Annotated in this window: 4 protein-coding genes; all 4 read left to right on the top strand. The window is 64.5% G+C overall.

What is annotated here, in order from left to right:
* Positions 1-1,530 (top strand): DUF2961 domain-containing protein (locus tag MJD61_01795; GenBank protein MCG8554011.1); only part of this gene is annotated, 1,530 nt, incomplete at its 5' end.
* A 267-nt stretch (positions 1,531-1,797) separates the two neighbouring features.
* Positions 1,798-2,418: a sigma-70 family RNA polymerase sigma factor gene (locus MJD61_01790; protein ID MCG8554010.1), complete on the top strand. Its 621-nt coding sequence runs from the start codon at positions 1,798-1,800 to the stop codon at positions 2,416-2,418.
* Entirely contained in the window at positions 2,415-4,049 is a 1,635-nt protein-coding gene (locus tag MJD61_01785; GenBank protein MCG8554009.1) for a hypothetical protein, read from the top strand. Before MJD61_01790 ends, MJD61_01785 begins: the two co-directional genes overlap by 4 nt.
* A 163-nt stretch (positions 4,050-4,212) precedes the next feature.
* Positions 4,213-4,533: hypothetical protein (locus MJD61_01780; GenBank protein ID MCG8554008.1), on the top strand; the 321-nt coding region annotated here is incomplete at its 3' end.

Genomic DNA, 4,533 nt, shown 5'->3' with positions numbered 1-4,533 from the left:
GCCGGGGCGGTTGCACCGCAGCCGATCAGCTTCCTGTCGCTGCTCGCGGAGATGACGAATCGCGATCTGTTGGCAGTGCATCCTCGAGCTCACGCGCCGCACAAGTGCCTGCAGGCCAGCAGCTACGACCGGGGCTCGACGGCTCCGGACCAGCCAGGCTGGTTCGCGAACCAAGATTGGTCTTGGTACATCCGCGACGAGATGAATCAGGGGCGAAGAGAGTGGGTGCTGCTGGACGCGGCCGGACCTGGTGCGCTCACGCGCTACTGGACGACCTTCGGGTCGGGATCGGAAACCGGCACCCTGCGTTTCTACCTGGATGGCAGCACCACTCCTTTTTGGGCCGGCAAGGCCACCGAACGGGTGGGCATAAACCCCGAGATGGGCTGGCCGCTTTCTTCACGCACGGTGGATCGCGACCCGCTGCAAGGCGGGCAAGCGCACCCTGGACACAACCTGTACGCGCCGATTCCCTACGCGAAGAGTCTCAAGATCACCTACGACGTTCCTCCGGGCAACAGGAGCAGCTCGTTCAGGCTGTTCTATAATATCAACCATCGGAGCTATGGACCGGGAGTCCAGGTCCAGAGCTTCGACCCGAGCGCGCTTGCGGATCCAGCCGTGGCCGCCAAATTGGCCGAGACGAACGCTCAGCTCTCGAGCCCGGACACGGCTCCGCGTGGTCTGGGCAATCGGCAGCTTCGCACCTCGGGCCTGCTCGCCTCGGCACAGGCGCTCGAGCAACCCCTGGCGGGCGCTGGCGCCATCCGGAGGCTTCGTCTCACGCTCCAAGCCGGCGACCAAGCGGCAGCCCTCAGGCACACCTTGCTGGAGCTCGGTTTCGACGGGCGGCAGACGGCGCGGGTTCCAGTAGGGCTTTTCTTCGGCACCGGAAGCAAGCGCTTCGCGCCCCTGCACGAGTGGTACCGAACTGTCGATCCCGCGACCGGGCAGATGACCGTGTACTGGACCATGCCCTACCAGCTGAACGCGAACGTACGTGTGGTCAACAGCGGGAATCAACCGGTTCAGGTCTTCCTCGAGGTCGAAACGGGCGCCTGGAACTGGACCCCGGATTCCATGCACTTTCATGCCGCGTATCGGGAACAGCTGCGCGTCCCCAGATTCAACGCGCAAGGCCAGGATTGGAACTACGTTACCATCACGGGCCGGGGTGTCTACGTAGGCGACGCGCTCGAGGTGACCAGTACCGTCGCTGCGTGGTGGGGCGAAGGGGATGAGAAGATCTTCGTCGACGGGGAAGCCTTCCCTTCCCATTTCGGGACCGGCACCGAGGACTACTACGGGTACGCCTGGGGCCATGCGGAAACCTATAGCCAGCCGTTCATCAGTCAGCCACTGGCCGGTGCGAACCACGCTGTGGGCACGACCGTAAACAGCCGCACCCGCGCCCTAGATGGCATTCCGTTCGAGCGGTCCCTGAAGGTCGACATGGAGATCTGGGGCTGGCAGGGAGGTCCGCGAGACTATTCGGTCGCGACCTTCTGGTACCAGACCCCTGGCCCGTAACCGGCACCTTTTGGCGGCGCCCGCTAATATGCAGACAGTCCGTGCAGCTGCAGCGGTACAGGCTCGTCCACGGGTCCCAGGATCGGCCCATCTTTCCGGGTATAGTGCCGCCCGAGCGGCCATGATATCAAGTGGTTTGTCTGCCTCGACGGGCCTAGCCCGTTGACGAGACACCTCAAGAGGTTTCCAATAGAAGTGGACGACACGAACGGGAGAACAGCTGCGGCCGGCAAAGGCTCCGGGGGCAGCCGCGGAAGAGCAGGCTCGGTGGCTCTGACGCTGGAAGAGGAAAATCTCCTGGAGGGGTGCCGTAAGGGCGGTGAGCAAGCCTGGTTGGCCCTCTACCGAGCCTATGGGCGGGACGTCGGCGTCTTTCTCAAGAGCATGGTGCCCCATTCCAGCGAAATCGACGACTTGGTGCAGAAGGTTTTTCTTGAATTCCTCACCTCCCTGGATCGCTTTCGCGGCGATGCAAGCATACGGACCTGGCTTCATCGAATCGCACTTCGTGTGGCCCAACACAATGCTCGCAGCAACCGCCGCAGGGCCCGCTTCGTGCGTGCCTATGCCGAGACCCTGCGAGACGACGCGAGGAGCCCGGAGGGTCAGGCACTTGCGCGCGTCCAACTAACGCAGGTGCAGAGCGTATTGTTGGACCTGCGAACGCCCTTCCGAGAAGTGTGGATTCTGCGTGAGCTGGTGGGTCTCAGCGTCGCCGAGACGGCGGCCGTGTTGGAAACGCAGCCGGCGACGGTGCGTACGCGCCACCTGCGTGCCCGGCAGCGCGTTCTTGCAGTCCTGCAGCGCTTGGATGGTGCCAACCTCGAACTCGCGCGTCGCAGGAGCATTCCCAGCGCAGTGCGTATGAAGGGAACCGCTACCTCATGACCATTCGCTGCGAATCGATCCAGAAGTGGCTTGCCTGCCGCAGCGACGATCAAGCCGGCCGTCAACACGAGGAAGCAGCCAGCTACCAGGAGCACCTGGCAAAGTGTCAGAGCTGCAGCGCGCTGCTGCGTCGCTACCAGGCGTTCGTTGCTCAGCTCGAGGCCGAGTGCGCCTATGACCCTGACTCCGAGACCGAGCAGCGGTTCATTGCGGCCGCTCGACTGACAGTGCAGAGGGGGCGGGCGGCATCCGACTTCGACGAGCCGCGTACCAAGACCCTCCGGGGAGCATCCGGGGCCGTGGCGCCCTTTCCTCTCGAAGCCATACGCAAGAAGCGAGCTGCACCTGCTTCTGGGGCTGGGAGCCGGGAGCGTTTGTGGAAGCACCTAATTGGCCCTATGGCGGCCGCTGCGGTCCTCGGATTCATCTGGGACAACATGGGGCGGGGGGTCGCGCCGGAGACCGGCAACACGACCCGTGAATCTGGCCAAAGAGCTGCCGCGTCCGCGGACCGTAACGATCCGGTCGCCGATAATCCGAAGAAACCGGACCAGACCGCGGCGGCGCCTGCAACCGTGGGGAGCGAGGCGGAAGGGCCGGGAACCGAGCGTGATCTCGAGACGGAGCTACGCGAGGGTCTTACCAAAGTCGAGCCCAAGGACTGGATCGCCTGGGAGGGTATCTGGAAGATCTCGGGCAACCGGCTCGAGGCAACACGCGGGACGGGGCGCAAGGCCACGGTTCGCGGCGGCGGCTTGATGGATCTGGCAGCCGAGGCACGAATTCGTATCGTTGAAGACGGTCTGCCGAGAAGCTCGGATGCGGGCCTGATCTACCGCGTGAAGAACCCAAGCTCGACCAACGATGGTTTTGATGGCTACTACGCGGCCATTTCCACTCAGGCCAACGTGGTGATGCTGGGACGCATGGGTCCCGGCTTCACCGTTATCCAGGAAGTCGACATGCCCATCGTTCTGGGCCGGTGGTACACGCTCAAGGTGGTCGCATCGGGCTGCTCCCACAAAGTCTACCTGGATGACGTGCTCACGATCGATGCCAGCGACTGCGGGTGGCGCGGCCCGGGCCTGTTTGGCGTACGGGCCCACGATAGCTGGGCGCAATGGGCTGGGTTCGCGGTCAGCGATGAGCCCACGCCCAGGATCGCCTGGGTGGCAACGGCAACAAGCCCTCCTTCTCGGTCTGGAGCCTCCCGCGATGCAGCGAAGCGCGCGCAGTCGTCCCCGCTGGTGGCAGCGCTGCCGAACCGTGGACGAAGCAACAGTGCGCCCGGCAGCGCCCAGCCCGGCGCGTGCGTCACGACTTGCTCGTTGCCGAACGCCACGGCGAGCTGCGTTGCGGGAAGATGCGAGATCGCCTCATGCGACGCTCGCTGGGGCAACTGCGATGGCGAGCCACAAAACGGCTGCGAAACGGAGCTCACCAGGGGCCTGCGCTACGATTTCAGCGACGAAGACCATGCGGGCTGGACACCGTGGCCTCCGAGTGGCCGGACCGTGACCAAGGGTACGCTCAGGCACCAAGACTGCGCATGGACGGAGCCGGGCCAAGTCGGCGTCCTTGGCACGTGTACGAGCGCTCGTTGGGATTGGTTTCGTGCGAAGGGGCCTTAGGAGGCGTCCCGCTGGGACTCTCGGCCGGTGACCAGCCGCCGGGGAGCTTGGCACGACCGAGAAATCATATACAAGAACGTTTTTCGTATCTAAGACTGAAACGCAGTTGTCGCGCTAGCGCCGCGTGCGCTATGTTCCTGCTTCTTGCGAGAGGAAGCTTGGCGTGCGAGAGGTCGGTTCGAGCCAGCGAGCTGGAGGCAGGGACAGCCACTGCTGCATGATGCTCATTGCGGTGCTGGCTGTGGGCGGATGCAACAGGCCGTTGACGCCGCCTGTCATGGTGGCAGCGGGTTCGGGCACGGGGGTTTCTGGTGCGGGCGGTGGCTCCGGCGGTGCGGCCGGTGCCGGGGCGGTTGCACCGCAGCCGATCAGCTTCCTGTCGCTGCTCGCGGAGATGACGAATCGCGATCTGTTGGCAGTGCATCCTCGAGCTCACGCGCCGCACAAGTGCCTGCAGGCCAGCAGCTACGACCGGGGCTCGACG

It is taken from the genome of Pseudomonadota bacterium (assembly GCA_022361155.1).
GTDB lineage: Bacteria > Myxococcota_A > Polyangia > Polyangiales > JAKSBK01 > JAKSBK01.
Note: the sequence above shows the minus strand (reverse complement) of the source record. Positions and strands in the feature narration are given on the sequence as shown.